This window comes from Methylobacterium sp. J-070, from assembly GCF_022829385.1.
Lineage (GTDB): Bacteria > Pseudomonadota > Alphaproteobacteria > Rhizobiales > Beijerinckiaceae > Methylobacterium.
This window is the reverse complement of sequence record NZ_JAKSXX010000235.1, coordinates 286,397-302,380: the sequence shown is the minus strand read 5'-3', so window position 1 is coordinate 302,380 and position 15,984 is coordinate 286,397. Positions and strand designations below refer to the sequence as shown.

General features: G+C 70.7%; 11 protein-coding genes. 4 read left to right on the top strand and 7 right to left on the bottom strand.

Going from position 1 to position 15,984, the window contains the following annotated elements; all coding sequences use genetic code 11:
- On the top strand, positions 1-1,707 hold the full coding sequence (locus MKL01_RS26295) for an aminotransferase class III-fold pyridoxal phosphate-dependent enzyme (protein WP_243908112.1): 1,707 nt from the start codon (positions 1-3) through the stop codon (positions 1,705-1,707).
- A gap of 254 nt (positions 1,708-1,961) precedes the next feature.
- Here the strand turns inward: MKL01_RS26295 and MKL01_RS26290 are convergent, their stop codons facing one another.
- On the bottom strand, positions 1,962-2,573 hold the full coding sequence (locus MKL01_RS26290; RefSeq protein ID WP_243908111.1) for a hypothetical protein: 612 nt from the start codon (positions 2,571-2,573) through the stop codon (positions 1,962-1,964).
- Between the two features lie 53 nt (positions 2,574-2,626).
- On the bottom strand, positions 2,627-3,313 hold the full coding sequence (locus MKL01_RS26285) for a class I SAM-dependent methyltransferase (RefSeq protein WP_243908110.1): 687 nt from the start codon (positions 3,311-3,313) through the stop codon (positions 2,627-2,629).
- Positions 3,314-3,973: 660 nt separating this feature from the next.
- Here MKL01_RS26285 and MKL01_RS26280 point away from each other — a divergent pair.
- Together MKL01_RS26280 and MKL01_RS26275 are read left to right on the top strand one after the other, a co-directional pair.
- Positions 3,974-4,765, top strand: coding sequence for a lytic transglycosylase domain-containing protein (locus tag MKL01_RS26280; RefSeq protein WP_243908217.1), 792 nt, complete (start codon positions 3,974-3,976; stop codon positions 4,763-4,765).
- Between the two features lie 233 nt (positions 4,766-4,998).
- Positions 4,999-6,132 carry a DUF2778 domain-containing protein gene (locus tag MKL01_RS26275; protein WP_243908109.1) on the top strand — a complete coding sequence of 378 codons (1,134 nt, stop codon included), beginning with the start codon at positions 4,999-5,001 and terminating at the stop codon, positions 6,130-6,132.
- Positions 6,133-6,280: 148 nt separating this feature from the next.
- Here the strand turns inward: MKL01_RS26275 and gyrB are convergent, their stop codons facing one another.
- From gyrB to MKL01_RS26250, 5 genes are all read right to left on the bottom strand, one after another.
- Positions 6,281-8,725, bottom strand: coding sequence for a DNA topoisomerase (ATP-hydrolyzing) subunit B (gene gyrB, locus MKL01_RS26270; RefSeq protein WP_243908108.1), 2,445 nt, complete (start codon positions 8,723-8,725; stop codon positions 6,281-6,283).
- Between the two features lie 179 nt (positions 8,726-8,904).
- Entirely contained in the window at positions 8,905-9,867 is a 963-nt protein-coding gene (locus MKL01_RS26265) for an aldo/keto reductase (RefSeq protein ID WP_243908107.1), read from the bottom strand.
- A 4-nt stretch (positions 9,868-9,871) separates the two neighbouring features.
- Positions 9,872-10,516: an MBL fold metallo-hydrolase gene (locus tag MKL01_RS26260; RefSeq protein ID WP_243908106.1), complete on the bottom strand. Its 645-nt coding sequence runs from the start codon at positions 10,514-10,516 to the stop codon at positions 9,872-9,874.
- Between the two features lie 87 nt (positions 10,517-10,603).
- Complete coding sequence (locus MKL01_RS26255) at positions 10,604-10,990, bottom strand: hypothetical protein (RefSeq protein ID WP_243908105.1); 387 nt, start codon at positions 10,988-10,990, stop codon at positions 10,604-10,606.
- Positions 10,991-11,073: 83 nt separating this feature from the next.
- Complete coding sequence (locus MKL01_RS26250) at positions 11,074-12,741, bottom strand: alpha-amylase family protein (protein WP_243908104.1); 1,668 nt, start codon at positions 12,739-12,741, stop codon at positions 11,074-11,076.
- A 157-nt stretch (positions 12,742-12,898) separates the two neighbouring features.
- On the opposite strand from MKL01_RS26250, the gene MKL01_RS26245 reads away from it, so the two are divergent.
- On the top strand, positions 12,899-15,919 hold the full coding sequence (locus MKL01_RS26245) for a penicillin-binding protein 1A (RefSeq protein WP_243908103.1): 3,021 nt from the start codon (positions 12,899-12,901) through the stop codon (positions 15,917-15,919).
- Positions 15,920-15,984: the final 65 nt, after the last annotated feature.

Genomic DNA, 15,984 nt, shown 5'->3' with positions numbered 1-15,984 from the left:
ATGTCCGCACTCCTCGCCACCCTCTCCGCCACCACCGCCGTCGCGCTCCTCGCCCTGCCGCGGGCGGCGCAGCGCCTGCAGCTGTCCCGGGCGAAGCATCCCTCGCTCACCGGCCACGCGCGGATGGCCCGGCGGGTCGCCGGCCTGATCCCGCACTACGCCTATTCCGAGCGCGGCTTCTTCCGCTCCGACGATCCGGACGAGGCCGTGGCGCGGCGGCGCGAGGCCGGCTTCGCGCGGCTCTCGGAGCAGTTCCGGACACGGTTCGCCCGCACGCGTGCCGAGACCCAGCGGGTGCGTGACGGCCTGTCGGACCTGCAGTTCACCGGGCTCTACCGGGTGCCGTTCCAGTACGCGGGCCACGTGCGCGCGCATCTGGGCACCGGTGCCTTCGCGGCGGCCTCGGAGGGCGTGACCGTCACGGATCTCGACGGCAACGTCGCATACGATCTCGCGGGCTCCTACGGGGTGAACCTGTTCGGCGTCGATTTCTACCGGGCCTGCCTGGACGAGGGGGCCGCCCGGGTCGCGGCCCTGGGCCCGATGCTCGGCCCGCTCCACCCGGTGGTGACCGGGAACGTGGCACGCCTGAAGGCGCTCTCCGGCCTCGACGAGGTCTCGTTCCACATGTCGGGGACCGAGGCGGTGATGCAGGCGGTGCGCCTGGCCCGCTACCACACCGGCCGGCGACGGATCGTGCGATTGTGCGGCGCCTATCACGGCTGGTGGGGCGAGGTGCAGCCGGGCATCGGCAATCCGGTCCCGACCCGCGACACGCTCACCCTGGCGGACCTGTCGGAGCGGACGCTGCGGGTCCTGTCGAGCCGCAGGGACGTCGCCTGCGTGCTGGTCAATCCGCTCCAGGCCATGCATCCCAATGCCGGGGCGTCGGCCGATTCCGCCCTCGTGGACAGCGGCCGCAAGGCCGCCTTCGACCGCGCGGCCTACACCCGCTGGCTCCACGAGCTGCGGGCAGTGTGCAGCGCCCGGGGCATCGTGCTGATCCTCGACGAGGTCTTCCTCGGCTTCCGCCTCGCGCGCGGGGGCGCCCAGGAATATTTCGGGCTGCGGGCCGACATGGTCACCTACGGCAAGACGCTCGGCGGCGGCCTGCCGGTGGGCGTGCTGTGCGGGCGCGCCGACCTGATGCGGCGGTACCGGGACGACCGGCCGGTCGACATCTGCTTCGCGCGCGGCACCTTCAACGCCCATCCCTACGTGATGGGCGCCATGAGCGCGTTCCTCGACCGGCTGGACACGCCCGAGGTCGGGGCCCTGTACCGGGATCTCGACGCCACCTGGGACGGGCGGGCTGCGCGACTTAACGCTATGCTGGCGGAAGCCGGCCTGCCGGTGCGGGTCGCCGCCATGTCCACGGTCTGGACGGTCCTGTACACCAAGCCGTCGCGCTACAACTGGATGCTGCAATTCTACCTGCGTGCCGAGGGGCTGGCCCTGTCGTGGGTCGGGACCGGCCGCCTGATCTTCAGCCTCGCCTACGACGACGCGGCCTTCGAGGCCGTCGCCGCCCGGTTCGTCGCGGCGGCGCTGGCGATGCGGGCGGATGGCTGGTGGGAGGCCGGCGCGGCGAGCGACAAGGCGATCCGCCGGGCGATCCTGCGCGAGGTCGCGGCGATCCGCCTGGGCGCGCTCGGGCTCGGCGGGCTCGCCGCCCGCGTCGGGCTGCGGGTGCCGGACCGGGCCTGATCGACCGCGGGCCGCATCACCGCGGTCGCGACCGGCCGTTTTTCCGATCCTGGTCTGCCGCGTCGCTTCGCTTCGGCGGCGCGGGCTGCTTCGGACCCGACCGGGCTGCCCGAGGCGCAAGCCCGTGTCGACCGGGCCCGCCATCGGCAAATCGGACCGGGCGTTCAGGCGCAGGTCCGAGATCCGGCCACCAGTCTCCGCGTGCCCCACGGCGAGAGGCCGGGCCGGACGCTGCCCGGCCCGGTGGGCTGCCCTCAGGCGCCGCGCTCGTGCGGCTCGTGCTCCTCGACGAGTTCGCCGTGCAGCAGCGCCAGGGGCGCCTTGTGGTAGAGCTTGATGTCGTGGAACGGGTCGGTGAGGATCTTCGTCCCCCAGACGAGGCCGGTCTGCACGTCGCGCTGGATGAACAGCTGCACCATCCGGAACACGAGGCCCGCGAGGGCCAGCCACAGCCAGATCCAGCCGACGTTGCGGATCAGGTCCGCGGTGGTCTGGTGCGGCGAGATCAGCCCGAACAGGCTCGGATCGAAATAGAGCGGCAGCGGCGAGAGCGCCCAGATCGCCAGCAGCACGACCTTGCGCTGCAGGTTGTAGCCGACCTTGATCTCTTCCTTGTGCTCGTGCGTGGCCTCGTTGACGTGGTCGTAGCCCTTGGGCTCGAAGAACAGGTGGCCGGCCTGCCGGGAGGTCATCGCCACGAGCCAGCCGATCAGCGCCGCCGTCGCCGGATCCTTGAACGCCAGGGCGTAGGCCAGCAGGAAGCTGACCGCGCTCACCACGTGCAGGCTCTGGTTGACGCGGTTGTGGTGATAGTAGCGGTGGTCGTCCCAGCGCTGCACGCGCAACGCCTCCATGAAGCTCGCCATGATGTGCTTCCCCGATCGGATGGTTGTGGGCTGGTCCAGAAGCTCGCGGGCCGTCAGGCGTCGCGCTTGCGCAGGCGGACGAGGGAGAAATGGCCCAGCGGCGGAAACGCCCGGCGCTCGACGATCTCGACCGGGGCGTCCGCCGCCCAGGCGGCGTAGCGGTTCCAGGCAAATTCGGTCCGCCAGCCGAGGCGGCTCGTGACCGGCGCCAGCGCGTGCTCGACGGCGCGCCGCAGCCCGCCCTCGGCGCCGATCCGTGTCGTGATCACGATCTCGCCACCGGGGCGCAGCACCCGGGCGAACTCGTCGAGGGCGGCCTCCGGGTTCGGAACCGCCGTCACCACGTACTGCGCCACCACCACGTCGAAGGCGGCATCGGGGAAGTCGAGATGCTCGGCATCCATGACGGCGAGCCGCTCGACGTTGCGCAGGCCGAGCCGCGCGACGCGCTGGCGCGCCTTCTCGAGCATGGGGCCGGAGATGTCGATGCCCACGATGCTGCGGGCGCGCCGGTAGGCCGGGAGCGACAGCCCCGTGCCGACGCCGACTTCCAGGATGCGGCCGCCGATCCGTTCCGCCGCCGCCGCCGCGAGGGTGCGCCCCTGCGCGAAGACCGGGCCGAACACCAAGTCGTAGACGGGCGCCCAGCGGCCATACGCCTTGGCGACGCCGTCGCGGTCGAGGTTTGGGCCGAGCGCGCCTGCGCGCGACGGGTCAGTGCCTTGCATTCCGATGGCCATGGAGGTCCTGTCTCACTTCTTGCCAAGTCGGGGCCGCTGCGGCCGTCCGCGATCTCTAGGGGTCGGGCTGAGGGTGCATCCCGGATCAGGGGCGCGACCGGGAGGGGGTAGACCGTCGTCCACGGTGACGCGGCGCGGTCGCTCGTGACAGGGCGGTCATGGCGAAACGCCGGGGTCCGGTCAGGACAGACGGGGCAGCGGCCGACGCCGAACCGCTCTGAACCTCGTGGACACCACGGCGCCTCTCCGCACAATCTTTTCCGCCGGCAAAGCTATGATTGTCGTTTGACAGGGTTGTGACAGTAAAAGCCAAGCACAAAACCTGCATTCACTTCGCTGGCAAAGCAATCGCGGCGTCCTGTGCGCGCGCAAGCGCGGCGCCTCCGCGGTCGTCGCCTGACAGGTCTGGCGGGACCGCTCGCTGATGCGGCGCCACCCGGCGGCGGGACCGTCGGCGACCTCCGGGCCCCGCTGGTCCACCGTGTCCTCTCCGGGCCCGGCCGTCAGCACCGCGGTGAAGCCGGGCCGGCGCAAAGTTTTGATGATCGAATGTCTGAAGGTCGTGCCTTCGACATCATCTCGCCCAGATATCGACGAGATGTAACCCGGTATCGCCAGAAGGACGAGGCGCGACGACGCGCCGGAGGAGTATTACGCGTGATGGACTATATGCGGCGTCAGACCTTCGCGGTGGTGGCACTCGCCGGGCTCGCCTTCGGCGCCGGGCAGGCCCAGGCCGCGCAGTGCGGCAACAATGCTGCGGGATTCGAGAGCTGGAAGCGGCAGTTTTCCGAAGAGGCGCGCGGCCGGGCCAGCGCAGCGAGCCTGGCGGCGCTGCAGAACACGACCTATTCGGCGCCCACCATCTCGGCCGACCGGGGACAGCACAGCTTCAAGCTGTCGCTGGAGCAATTCCTCGCCAAGCGCGGCGGAACCACGATCGTCTCGCGCGGGCGGGCGCTCAAGCGGCAGAACGCTGCCCTCTTCGAGTCGATCGAGCAGCGCTACGGCGTCCCCCCGGGGCCGCTCCTGGCGATCTGGGGCATGGAGACCGGCTTCGGTGCGGTGCGCGGCAACGTCAACACCCTGTCGGCGGTGGCGACGCTCGCCTACGATTGCCGGCGCTCGGAATACTTCACGGACCAGCTCTACGCGGCTCTGACGCTCGTCGACCGCGGCCTCCTGACGTCGAACACGCGCGGTGCGGCGCACGGCGAGGTCGGCCACACGCAGTTCCTGCCGAAGAACGTCCTCGCCTACGGCACCGGCGATCTCAACAATGTCGGCGCTGCCCTGTCGTCCACCGCCAACTTCCTAAAGGCGCATGGCTGGCGCGCGGGCGCGGGCTACCAGCCCGGCGAGCCGAACTTCGCCGCGATCCAGGGCTGGAACGCCGCCTCGGTGTATGAGCGCGCGATCGCGCTGCTCGGGCGTCAGATCGACAACGATTAAAGATCTGCCGCGACCAATTGTGGCGTAAAAAGCCGTCGTCGACAGCAACACGCCCGAAAATGGTCCCGATCGATCAAAGATCGACCATGGCGCCGCCCCAGAAAAGCCGACCCGCCCCGCTGATTGGATCGGGGCGGGGCCGGTCCGTCCGTCGTGATTCCCCTGCAAGGCTCGCGGAGGTCTCGGCGGACGAGCGATGGCCCCTCCCGCCACGAGGAGCATGGGCCCGCGCAATGACCACCGATTCCGCGCCGCTGGACGGCCTCGGCACCCGGAATGCGCGGCGCTCCTGCGCGGCGCCCCTGACGATCCTGACCGGCGCGGTCCTGATGGCCGTCGTCGGAAGCGGTTTCCCGAGCCGCAACGCCCGACCCGTCGCCATCGACCCGTCGCAATCCCGAATCGCCGCCGCCGAGGCGCCGGCCGCGGAGTCCGGCGACACGACTGCCGCCGTCGAGGCGCCCGCGCTCGAGACGCCCGGTTTCGGGCCGACCGCCGTCGAGACGCCGATCCTCGAGAGTTGGCCCGCGGCCACCGGCGGACCCCTGTCCCGCTGGGCCTGGACCGAGATGGCGCCGCCGACATTGGCGCCCGATGCGAGTCCCGGCTCCGATGCCGAGGCGCAGGTCGCCGCGCCGCCGCCGGCCGCGATCGTCGTCCCGCTGCCGATGCCGCGTCCCCCGGAATTCCGGGTCCCCGGACCGGGCGGACTCGCCCGCCGGGCCGAGCGTCGGATGGCGCGACGCGCGCCGCCGCCGGCCCAGCCGGCCGCCCCGGCGGACGAGCCCTCCTTCCTGGAAAAGCTCTTCGGCATCGAGCGCGCCCCGGCCCTGGCTTATGCGGCCCTGGAGAGCAAGCCCGTGGACGTCGCCCCGCAGCGGCGCATCTCCCCGCCCTTGCCCCTGGCGCGCGAGCCGGGCGCGACGGCCGGCATCGCCGTCTACAACATCGCCGCCCGGACCGTGACGCTGCCGAATGGCGAGCGCCTGGAGGCGCATTCCGGGCTCGGCGAGGGCCTGGACGATCCGCGGGTCGTCAACGTCCGGATGCGCGGGCCGACGCCCCCCGGCACCTACGATCTGACCGAGCGCGAGCAGCTGTTCCACGGCGTGCGCGCCATCCGGCTCACCCCGGTCGGCGGCAGCGATGCGGTTTACGGCCGGGTCGGATTGCTAGCCCACACCTACATGCTGGGCCCGCGCGGCGATTCGAACGGATGCGTGTCGTTCCGCGACTACGACCGGTTCCTCCAGGCCTTCCTCCGCGGCGAGGTCCAGCGCCTCGTGGTGGTGAGCGGGACGCCGGATCCGCTGCCGACGGTCGCCGACAGCGGCGGGCGCACCCGGATGGCCCGCAACGGCACCTGAAGCCGGCACGGTCGGGGAGCGGCATAGACGCGGCCGCCCGTCGTCACGGTGACGTCGACGGCCGGTTCCCGGAAGACGATCGCCGGAGCGCGCCGGTCGATCGAAGCGTGCGTCCGGGCGTCGACGGATCGTTGCACAATGATTGGGATCAGACGTCCAGGTTGGCCACGCTCAGCGCGTTCTCCTGGATGAACTCGCGACGCGGCTCGACCACGTCGCCCATCAGCTTGACGAACAGGTCGTCGGCGTCGGTCGTATCCTTGACCTTCACCTGCAGCAGCGAGCGCACGTCGCGGTCGAGGGTCGTCTCCCAGAGCTGCTGCGCGGTCATCTCGCCCAGGCCCTTGTAGCGCTGGAGCTGGAGGCCCTTGCGGCCGAAGGCCATGACCGCCTCGAACAGGGCCACCGGCCCGTGCAGCACGGTCTCGTCGGCCTTGCGCATCAGCGTCGCCGGCTCGCCGTAGATCTCGCGGAAGGCGTCGGCGCGCTCGGACAGGCGGCGGGCCTCCTGGGAAGCGATCAGGCTCGCATCCAGGGTCGCGACTTGGCGGACACCGCGCAGGGTCCGGCTCAGCCGATATCCGCCCTCGAAGGCCTCGCCGGCCCAGCCCTGCTCGATCTCGTCGGCGATCCCGTCCAGACGGCGGGCGGTCATGTCGGCGAGGACCTCGGCCTCGCCGGGGCGGGAAGCCGCCTCCGCGTCGAAGGCTCCGGCCAGCACGGCCTGCTCCACCACGGAGCGATCGTAGCGCGTGTGCAGGCCCTGCAGCACGTTGCGGAAGCCGCGCGCCTCCTCGACGAGGCTCTTGAGCTGCGGGCCGGTGAACTCCGCCCCCGTCGAGAGCCGCAGGATCGCCCCGTCGGTACCCTGGTCGATCAGGTAGTCCTCGAGGGCGCGCTCGTCCTTGAGGTAGATCGCCTTGCGGCCGCGCTCGGCTTTGTAGAGCGGCGGCTGCGCGATGTAGAGATGGCCGCGGTCGATCAGCTCCGGCATCTGGCGGAAGAAGAAGGTCAACAGCAGCGTCCGGATGTGGGAGCCGTCCACATCCGCGTCGGTCATGATGATGATGCGGTGGTAGCGCAGCTTCTCGGGGTTGAAGCCCTCGCGGTCCGTCGAGGAGCGTCCGATGCCGGCGCCGAGCGCCGTGATCAGCGTGCCGATCTCCGCCGAGGACAGCATGCGGTCGGCGCGCACGCGCTCGACGTTCAGGATCTTGCCCCGCAGCGGCAGCACCGCCTGGAACGCCCGATCGCGGCCCTGCTTGGCCGAACCGCCGGCCGAGTCGCCCTCGACGAGCAGGATCTCGCATTTCGACGGGTCGCGCTCCTGGCAGTCGGCGAGCTTGCCGGGCAGCGAGGCGATGTCGAGCGCGCCCTTGCGGGTCACGGTCTCGCGGGCCTTGCGCGCGGCCTCGCGGGCCGAGGCCGCCAGCACGACCTTGCCCATCACCGAGCGCGCCTGCTGGGGGTTCTCCTCCAGCCAGGTCGACAGGCCCTCGTTGAGGACGTTCTCCACGGCCGGGCGCACCTCGGACGAAACCAGCTTGTCCTTGGTCTGCGACGAGAATTTCGGGTCGGGCACCTGCACCGAGACGACCGCCGTGAGGCCCTCGCGGCAATCCTCGCCGGTGAGCGAGACCTTCTCGCGCTTGGAGACGCCCGACGAATCGGCATAGCCGGTGATCTGGCGGGTCAGCGCGGCGCGGAAACCCGCCATGTGGGTGCCGCCGTCGCGCTGCGGGATGTTGTTGGTGAACGGCAGCACCGTCTCGTTGAACGAGTCGTTCCACCAGAACGCGACCTCTACGCGGATACCATCGCGCTCGGCGCGCACCACCACCGGGTTGGTGATCCCGTCGATCGGCTTGCGCGAGCGGTCGAGGTAGCGGACGAAGGCCTCGATGCCGCCCTCGTAGTAGAGTTCCTCGCGCTTGTGCTCCGCGTGGCGCGCGTCGGTGAGGACGATGCGGACGCCCGAATTGAGGAAGGCGAGTTCGCGCAGGCGCTTCTCGAGCGTGCCGTAATCGAACTCGATCATCGTGAAGGTGTCGGTCGACGGCAGGAAGGTCACCTCCGTGCCGCGCCGGCCGTTGCCGGGGCCGACGATCTTCAGCGGCGCCACGGCATCGCCATGGCGGAATTCCATCGCGTGCTCCTGGTCGTTGCGCCAGATCCGCAGGCGCAGCCAGGACGACAGGGCGTTCACCACGGAGACGCCGACGCCGTGCAGGCCGCCGGAGACCTTGTAGGAGTTCTGGTCGAACTTACCGCCCGCGTGCAGCTGGGTCATGATGACCTCGGCCGCCGAGACCCCCTCCTCCCTGTGGATGTCGGTGGGGATGCCGCGGCCGTTGTCGGAGACGGTGACCGATCCGTCGGCGTTGAGCTGGACGGTGACGAGGTCGGCGTGTCCGGCCAAGGCCTCGTCGATGGCGTTGTCCACCACCTCGTAGACCATGTGGTGCAGGCCCGAACCGTCGTCGGTGTCGCCGATATACATGCCGGGGCGCTTGCGCACCGCGTCGAGACCCTTCAGCACGCGGATCGATTCCGCGCCGTATTCGGCGGGCTCGGTTTGTGGGGTGTCGGCCATAGGGTTCCTCGGGCGGGCGGGCCATTACGCGACGGAGGGACTCGCGCCGTCGGGCGTCCACGCCTGCGCTCTTGCTTGGTCCACCCGATATAGGGATTCCGCGTTGAGATTGCACGATTTTACGGGTTCGCGGCGGGACCGAACCCCCGTCTTTCTGACGCCGGCGGATTAACGCGGCGTTAGCCCTGGATGCCGCCCGCGCTGGCGGCGTCCAGACGGGCGATCGCGTCCGCCGGGAGGCTGAGGCGGGCGCCCCCGAGGAGCTCATCGAGCTGCGTCACCGAGGTCGCGCTGGCGATCGGCGCGGTCACGCCGGGGCGGGCGATGATCCAGGCAAGGGCCACCTGCGCGGGGCGCGCCCCGTGTTCCCGGGCGACCGCGTCCAGGACGTCGAGGAGTGCGAGGCCGCGCGGCGTCAGGTATTTGGCGACCCGGTTCTCCCGCGCGCGGCCCGCGGCGTCCCCGGCGGATCGGTACTTGCCGGTGAGGAACCCGGCCGCCAGCGAGAAGTAGCCGATCACCCCGATCTGCTCGGCCCGGCACAGCGGCTCCAGCGCCTCCTCGTAGCCGCGCTCGGCGAGGCTGTAATCCGGCTGCAGGCACTCGTAACGCGGCAGCCCCGCCGACGCCGAGACCCTGAGCGCTTCGGCGAGCCGCGGCGCGCCGTAATTCGAGGCCCCGATGACCCGCACCTTCCCGGCCGCGATCAGCCGCTCGTAGGCGCGCAGCGTCTCCTCCAGCGGAACCTCCGTATCGTCGACATGCGACTGATAGAGATCGATCCGGTCGGTCCGGAGCCGCCGGAGCGAGGCCTCGCAGGCGCGCTCGATATGCTGCGCCGACAGGCCCTTGCCGGCCTCGCCCAGATCCATGCCGACCTTGGTGGCGAGCACCAGCGTCTCCCGGGCGCCGGGACGCGCGGCGAGCCAGCGCCCGATCACCGACTCGGATTCGCCGCCCACATGACCCGGCGCCCAGCGCGAGTAGACGTCGGCGGTGTCGACGAAGTCGAAACCGCTCTCCACGAAGCGGTCGAGGATCGCGAAGGAGGTCGCCTCGTCGGCGGTCCAGCCGAAGACGTTGCCGCCCAGACAGAAGGGCGCGACGGTGAGGTCGGAGCGGCCGATGCGGCGCTTGTCCATGGCGTCAGTCCTGGAGGAACGGGTTCGAGACACGCTCCTCGCCGAGCGTGCTGGTCGGGCCGTGGCCCGGGATGAAGGCGATGTCGTCGCCGAGCGGGAGGACCTTCTCCTTGATGGCCCGGATCAGCTGGTCGTGGTTGCCGCCGGGCAGGTCGGTGCGGCCCACCGAGCCCTTGAATACCACGTCGCCGACCAGAGCGAAGCGCGCGTCCCGGCTCACGAACACCACGCTGCCCGGCGAGTGGCCGGGGCAGTGGAGGATGTCGAAGCCCAGGCCGCCGACCGTCACGCCGTCGCCCTCGTCGAGCCAGCGGTCGGGGGTGACGGCCCGGGCCTCGCCGAGCCCGTAATTGGCGGCGGTCTCGGGCAGCGAGTCGAGCAGGAACTGGTCGGCGCGGTGCGGGCCCTCGATCGGGACGCCGAGGCGCTCGCGCAACTCGTCGGCGCCGGCGGCGTGGTCGACGTGGCCGTGGGTCAGCAGGATCTTCTCCACCTGAACGCCCTGCTCGCGGATCGCCGCCTCGATCCGGTCGAGGTCGCCCCCCGGGTCGACCACGGCGCCGACCTTGGTGGCGTCGTCCCAGATGAGGGTGCAATTCTGCTGGAAGGGCGTGACCGGGATGATCCCGGCGCGGGGCGTTCCTGGCATGTCGTTCCGCGGGTTGACTGCGCCGCCTCCGGCGCTCCGGCGCGGTTCTAGCGCAGTTGGCGGCGCGCGGCACCCCGCCGGACGCGGTCAGGCGGCATCGCCCCTCGGCCGGCGCAGGCCGTCCTGGACCTTCAGCATCTCGGCCATGCCGAGGCACCGGCTGCTCCAGCGGGTCTCGGCGGTGTTGACCTGTGTGAACCGGTCGTGGGACCGGCCGCCATAGGCGCCAAAGAGCGCTCTCCCGGCCTCGACGGCTCCCCCGTCCGTGGTCGCCGACGGGTCGGGCCGGTCGATCCGATAGGACGGCGCGGCCGCCTTGCCGGTGACCCCGATCCGGACCCAGGCATCGCCGTAGTGCTTCTGGCAGATCCGCATCGTGATCAGCACCTGGCGGATATACGCCTCGGCGTCGGCGAGGTCGGGCAGGATGTCGGCGATCGTCGCGTCCGGGGGATAGTGCTTCGTCCGGGCCATGGCACTCCTCGCTCCGCGACGCCTCGCTGTCGCGTCTCCCTAGCGTGCCGTCCGGACGAGGGCGAGCCGCGGACCCGCCGGGCTCACTCCGGTGTCCGTTTCAGCAGAGCGTCGAGGCCGCCGACCCGGAACCAGTGGTAGCCATAGCCTTCCACGAACAGGCAGTGGCGGCCGTCGGCGCCGACCTCGCTGCGCGCGCCGGTGAGCAGGTCGATCAGGATGTCGTGCTCCGGCTCTTCCAGGCCGGACTCGAGGCCGATCTCCACGGGCTCGGCGGCGAGGTTGTGGACGCACAGGATCGCGTTGCCGCGCCAGGCGTAGCGCAGGGCCAGCACCGAGGGCTTCCCCGTCGGCACCGCAGTCACGTCGCCCCAGCCGATCTCAGGTGCCTCCTTGCGCTGCCGGATCATGCTCTGCATCCAGTTGAGCAGCGACCCGCGGTCGTGGCGCTGGTCGGCGACGTTGACGTGGGCGTAGCCGTACGGCCCGTGGTCGATCAGCGGCATCACGGTCCGGTCGGCCTTCGAGAAGCCGCCCTGGGACTCGCCGGTCCACTGCATGGGCGTGCGGGCGCAGTCGCGCTCCTTCAGCGAGAGGTCGTCGCCCATGCCGATCTCGTCGCCGTAGCGCAGCACCGGGGTCCCGGGCAGCGAGAACATCAGCGAGTAGGCGAGCCGGATCCGACGCGGGTCGCCGGACAGCATCGGGGCGAAGCGGCGCCGGATGCCCCGGTCGTAGAGCTGCATCCCCTTTTCGGGGCCGAACTCCGCGAACACCGTCTGGCGCTGCGTCTCGGTGAGACGGCCGAGATCCAGCTCGTCGTGATTGCGCAGGAAGATGCCCCATTGGCACGAGAGTGGGCGCGGCTTGGTCCGCTCGATCGCCTTCACGAGGGGGCGCGCATCCTGCGCCGCCAGGGCGTAGAAGGTCGCCTGATTGACCTGGAAGTTGAACATCATGTGCATGCGGTCGGCGTCGTCGCCGAAATAGTCGAAATCCTGCTTGGGCAGGATGTTGGCCTCCGCCAGGATGATGGCGTCGCCCTTCCGCCATTGCAGGAACTCGCGGAAGTCGCGCAGCATGTCGAATTGCTCGCGCGGCTTGCCGTCGACATCGGCGCCCTTCTCGGCGATCACGAACGGCGCGGCGTCCATGCGGAAGCCCGACACGCCGAGCTGGATCCAGAAGCCCATGATCTTCAGGATCTCGGCCAGGACCTCGGGATGGGCGGTGTTGAGGTCCGGCTGGAAGTCGAAGAACCGGTGGAAGTACCAGGCGCGTGCCTTGGAATCGTAGGTCCAGGTCGTCTTCTGCACGCCGGGGAACACCATCCCCTCCTCGGCGGTCTTCGGCCGCTCCTGCGACCAGACATACCAGTCCCGGTGGGGCGAATCCGGGCTCGAGCGGGCCGACTGGAACCAGGGATGCTGGTCCGAGGTGTGATTGACCACGAGGTCGATCAGCACCCGCAGGCCGCGCTGCTTGGCGGCGTGCGTGAAGGCCACGAAGTCGCCGAGGGAACCGTAATCGGGATCGACGCCGTAATAGTCGGCGATGTCGTAGCCGCCGTCCTTCTTGGGCGAGGGCTGGAACGGCATCAGCCAGATCGCCGTCGCGCCGAGACCCTGGATGTAGTCGAGCCGCCGCTCCAGGCCGGCGAAGTCGCCGATGCCGTCGCCATTGGCGTCCATGAAGGTGCCGACCGACAGGCAATAGATGACGGCGTTCTTGTACCACAGGTCGGTGATCATGCTCCCCCCGGGGCAATGTCGCGCCTGACGAACGTCGGGACCGGCAAAAGCGTTGCCGTTCGGCGCTTCCTTAAAACAGCCGCGTTGTGCACGCCCTGTTCAGGCCCGCGCCCGGAAGGTCCGTGGCCGCCCCGTCGCGTCGCTGAACCCGGCCCGTATGAACGCCATCCTGATCAAGCTGTTCGCGACCGCCCTCACCCTGAGCCAGGTCACGACCAAGCCGGACGCGGTCCGGACGCGGTTCGATCCCGCCACGGACGGGCCGGAGGTGGTGCGCCTGCTGCGCGACGGCTGCGCCCACATGCGCAAGTCGTTCGACATCGAGGACATCAACCTCGACGAGCTGATCTCGACCGCCATGGAGGATCCGTCGTCCGTCGCGGGGCCGGCCGCGCCGAAGATCCTGCACGGGCTCGACATCAACGAGCTGAACACGAGCTACAAACAGTTCTGCAAGGGCGAGAACCCGCCGAACTCTCCCTTCGACGCGCGGGCGGTGATCGAGTTCTACGACAACGCCACCAAGGATCTGCCGAGCGCCGAGGCGCTGCGCGACAAGGCGCTGCCCGGCCTGACCCGGATCCTCGACGGCGCGGGCAAGCCCTTCGCCGAGGCCGCCGAGCCGAACGGCCGTCGCCTCGTGGTGCCGATCACCGCGGTGCCGACGCTCGTGCAGAAGGCCTTCATCGCCGCCGAGGACAAGCGCTTCGAGAGCCACCACGGCATCGACGAGCGCGGGGTGATCCGGGCCTTCATCGGCAATCTGGCGTCCCCGGGGCGGCCCGCGGGCGGTTCGACCATCACCCAGCAGGTGGTCAAGAACCTCTCGGTCGGCGACGACGTCACCTACGAGCGCAAGATCCGCGAGATGATCGTCGCGTCGCGGCTGGAGCGGATCCTGACCAAGCCGCAGATCCTCGGGCTCTACCTCAACGGCATCTACCTCGGTCGCGGAGCCTACGGCATCGAGATGGCGGCGGAGAGCTACTTCGGGAAGCCCGTGGGACAGCTCACCCTGCCCGAGGCGGCCCTGCTCGCCGGGATGCCCAAGGGCCCGAATTTCTACAGCCCCGACAAGTACCCCGACCGGGCGCGGGAGCGGCGTGCCTACGTGCTGGCCCGTCTCAAGGAAGACGGCACCATCACGGACGCCGAGATGAGTGCCGCCATCAAGGCCGATCTCGGGCTGAAGCCCGTCGAAACGTCGCGACGGGATTCCGGCTTCTACGTGGTCGATTTCCTCAACCGGGAGGCGCGCACCTTCGCGGGCGTGGAGTCCCTGACGGCGGGCTCGCTGACGGTCCGGTCGACGATCAACGCCGGTCTGCAGCGGGCGGTGGAGGAGGCGCTTCAGGACGGCCTTGCCAACTACGAGCGTTCCACGGGGCGCCAGACCTTCGCGGGTCCCGAACTCAACCTCGCCGACAGCGTCCGCCGCATCCAGGCCGCGACCCCGGCGCCCGAGGGCTCCGCGCAGGCGGCCCCGGGCGTCACCGGCGCGCGGGCGGACGCGATCAAGCCGGACGCCAAGACCCTCAAGGCCGAGAAGGCCGCGGCGACGCCGGCCCGGCAGCCGGCCTGGCTTCTGGCGCTGCAGAGCGCGCGGCCCGTCCTGTACGATGTCCGCTGGCCCATGGCGGTGGTGCTGGAGACCGGCCGAGGCGGGGTGAAGGTCGGGCTCGCGGATGGCCGTACGGCGAGCCTCGATCCCGGCATCGCCCGGGCGAAGCTCCAGCCCTACGACGTGGTGCGGGTGAAGCTCGGCTCCGGCAAGGGCGGCCTGCGGGCCCAGATCCGGGTCCGGCCGGCGGTCCAGGGCGCGGCCCTGGTGATGGACAACCGGACCGGCGGCATCCTGGCGATGGCGGGCGGGTTCTCCTACCCGCTGAGCCAGCTGAACCGGGTCACCCAGACCGTGCGGCAGCCCGGCTCCACGCTGAAGCCGCTCACGTACCTCGCCGCCCTGAATGCGGGACTCCAGCCCAATACTCTGGTGATGGACGCGCCGGTCACGCTGCCGCCGATCGGCGGCAGCGGCGCGTCGTGGTCGCCGAAGAACTACGAGGGCGGCGGCTCGGGCCCGACGACGCTGCGGCGCGGCCTCGAATTCTCCAAGAACCTCGTCACGGCCCGGCTGCTTCAGGGCGGCATCGCCCCGAAGGCGCCCGCGAGCCTCAAGCGGGTCTGCGACATCGCCCTGGAGGCGCAGATCTACGCCGAGTGCGAACCCTACTACCCGTTCGTGCTCGGCGCCCAGCCGGTGCGGATGCTCGACCTCGCGGGGTTCTACGCCGCGGTGGCCAACGAGGGCGCGCGGCCCGCGCCCTACGCCCTCGAATCCGTGGAGCGGGACGGCAAGCCGCTCTACACCCACGCCGCCCGCGAGCCCGCCCGGATCGGATCGGCCGATCGGATCGCGTTCTACCAGCTGAAGACCATGCTCCAGGGCGTGACCCAGCACGGGACCGCGGCCGCTTTGTCGAAGGTCTCGGCCTACGTGGCCGGCAAGACAGGGACGTCGGAGAACGAGAACGACGCCTGGTTCGCCGGACTCACCAACGAGATCACCGTGGTGGTGTGGGTCGGCTACGACAACGCCGACGGCAGCCGCAAGACCCTCGGCCGCGGACAGACCGGCGGCCACGTCTCCGTCCCCATCGCCGCCGCGATCCTGCAGGCGGCCTGGGCGAACGGCGTGCCGAAGACGCCGCTGCGGGGCCCCTCCCCCGAGGCGCGCCCGTTCATCGCCGACCTGGCCGTCGACCCGCGCAGCGGCGTGCGGGTCGCGGGCGGCGGCATCCTGGAGCATTTCCGCACCAGCGGCGACGGGCGCATGGCCGACACGCAATACCGCCTGGTACCGCGCGAGACGCTGTACGCCATGCGCCCCGACGCCGAGGACGGCGATCTCTCCGGGGCGGAGGACGGCGCCAGCGTCGCGGGCGACTACGACGGCAACATGACCGGCGAGCGCCCGCGGCCCGACCTGCTCGATCCCTTCGCCGAACGTCCGCCGCCGCGCAGCCGCCGTGCGCAGGGGGATCTGGCTCCGGACGGCCAGGATGCCTACAGAGCTTGGCCGGGCCAGGACGCGCGCTCGCCGTTCGGGGATGACGGCGTCCGCCGACCGCGCCGCCGCGATCCGGACTACCTGTTCGGCGAGGATCCGGGTTTCTGACCGCCGTTTCCGGGCGCTCCTCCCGAGAGCCCCGCCCGAGAGCCTCACCCGAAGACCTTGCCCGA

Coding starts and splice junctions, on each gene's coding strand:
- MKL01_RS26295 (WP_243908112.1), top strand. CDS start 1: ATGTCCGCACTCCTCGCCACCCTCTCCGCCACCACCGCCGTCGCGCTC.
- MKL01_RS26290 (WP_243908111.1), bottom strand. CDS start 2,573: ATGGCGAGCTTCATGGAGGCGTTGCGCGTGCAGCGCTGGGACGACCAC.
- MKL01_RS26285 (WP_243908110.1), bottom strand. CDS start 3,313: ATGGCCATCGGAATGCAAGGCACTGACCCGTCGCGCGCAGGCGCGCTC.
- MKL01_RS26280 (WP_243908217.1), top strand. CDS start 3,974: ATGGACTATATGCGGCGTCAGACCTTCGCGGTGGTGGCACTCGCCGGG.
- MKL01_RS26275 (WP_243908109.1), top strand. CDS start 4,999: ATGACCACCGATTCCGCGCCGCTGGACGGCCTCGGCACCCGGAATGCG.
- gyrB (WP_243908108.1), bottom strand. CDS start 8,725: ATGGCCGACACCCCACAAACCGAGCCCGCCGAATACGGCGCGGAATCG.
- MKL01_RS26265 (WP_243908107.1), bottom strand. CDS start 9,867: ATGGACAAGCGCCGCATCGGCCGCTCCGACCTCACCGTCGCGCCCTTC.
- MKL01_RS26260 (WP_243908106.1), bottom strand. CDS start 10,516: ATGCCAGGAACGCCCCGCGCCGGGATCATCCCGGTCACGCCCTTCCAG.
- MKL01_RS26255 (WP_243908105.1), bottom strand. CDS start 10,990: ATGGCCCGGACGAAGCACTATCCCCCGGACGCGACGATCGCCGACATC.
- MKL01_RS26250 (WP_243908104.1), bottom strand. CDS start 12,741: ATGATCACCGACCTGTGGTACAAGAACGCCGTCATCTATTGCCTGTCG.
- MKL01_RS26245 (WP_243908103.1), top strand. CDS start 12,899: ATGAACGCCATCCTGATCAAGCTGTTCGCGACCGCCCTCACCCTGAGC.